Source organism: Nocardioides maradonensis, assembly GCF_054777115.1.
Map to the genome: position 1 here is coordinate 1 of NZ_BAAHAZ010000048.1, position 1,294 is coordinate 1,294.

At 64.8% G+C, this 1,294-nt stretch carries 1 protein-coding gene; it reads right to left on the reverse strand.

Annotation, left to right across the window (positions count from 1 at the left end):
* Positions 1 to 32: 32 nt before the first annotated feature.
* Positions 33 to 1,225, reverse strand: a protein-coding gene (locus tag ACYVAQ_RS23355; RefSeq protein ID WP_460793013.1) for an IS3 family transposase whose coding sequence is annotated in 2 segments (ribosomal slippage) — positions 33 to 938 and positions 941 to 1,225 — 1,191 coding nt in all. Because the reading frame shifts where the segments join, the coding sequence is not laid out codon by codon here.
* Positions 1,226 to 1,294: the final 69 nt, after the last annotated feature.

A 1,294-nucleotide genomic window follows, 5' to 3' on the forward strand; every position in this document is an offset into this window, starting at 1 on the left:
GGGACTGCTGCACGAACGGGTGACAGGTTGGGTCACGCAGCCTGAGTGGCTGGCGTGGTCATGATGGTCTCGTACTCGATGGGGGTCAACCGTCCGAGAGCGTCTTGGCGACGGCGTCGGTGGTAGGTCCTCTCGATCCAGGTCACGATCGCGATTCGCAGCTCCTCGCGGGTAGCCCAGGAGCGGCGATCCAGGACGTTCTTCTGGAGCAGCGAGAAGAACGACTCCATGGCTGCGTTGTCGCCGCACGCACCGACCCTGCCCATCGATCCGACCAAGGAGTGACGGTTGATCGCGTGGACGAATTTCCGGCTGCGAAATTGCGATCCTCGGTCCGAATGCACGATGCAGCCGGCGACATCACCGCGCCTGGCGACGGCGTTGTTCAGTGCCGCGACCGCAAGTCGGGACTTCATCCGGGAGTCGATGGAGTAGCCCACGATCCGGTTGGAGTAGACGTCCTTGACCGCGCAGAGATAGAGCTTGCCTTCACCGGTTCTGTGTTCGGTGATATCGGTGAGCCACAGCTCGTTCGGGGCATCGGCAGCGAAGACGTGTCGCGTGACCCCGTGCTCGTCAACGACGGCGCACAGGTCGTCGTGGACCGGTGGTCCGGGCCTCTTCGTCTTGCCCCGCTTGGGCTTGCCGAACGTCGACCACCAGCCCATGCCCGAGCAGATCCGCCACGCGGTCCGCGCTGCCATCGCCTCACCGGCGATCGCAGCCTCATCGAGCATGAACCGGTAGCCGAACTCGGGATCATCCTTGTGGGCGTCGAACAACGCGTTCGCCCGATACGCCTCGACCAGCTCGGCGTCGGTGACCGGCGCCTGGAGCCACCGGTAGTAGGGCTGGCGCGCGATCTTGAGGACCCGGCACGTCACCGTGACGGGGATCCCGTCGACGGCCAACTCGCGGACGAGCGGGTACATCATTTTCCCGGAAGGTTGGCCTGCGACAGATACGCGGCCGCCCGACGGAGTACTTCGTTCTCCTGCTCCAGCAGCCGCAGCCGCTTGCGCAGCTCGCGGTTCTCGGCATTCTCAGCCGCCGTCGTGCCCGGCTTCACACCGTCCTCGACATCGGCGGCCTTCATCCAGTTCGTCAGGCAGGACTCGCTGATGCCGAAGTCGGCAGCGATCTGCTTGAGATGGACGCCCGGCTCACGGTTCCTCGCGACACGGACCACGTCGTCACGGAACTCCTTGGGGTACGGCCTCGGCACAGCAGACATCCTTCCAGCGGCACCTCTTGGCACCACAGCTCAGATGTCACCTATCCGTGCAGCAGTCCC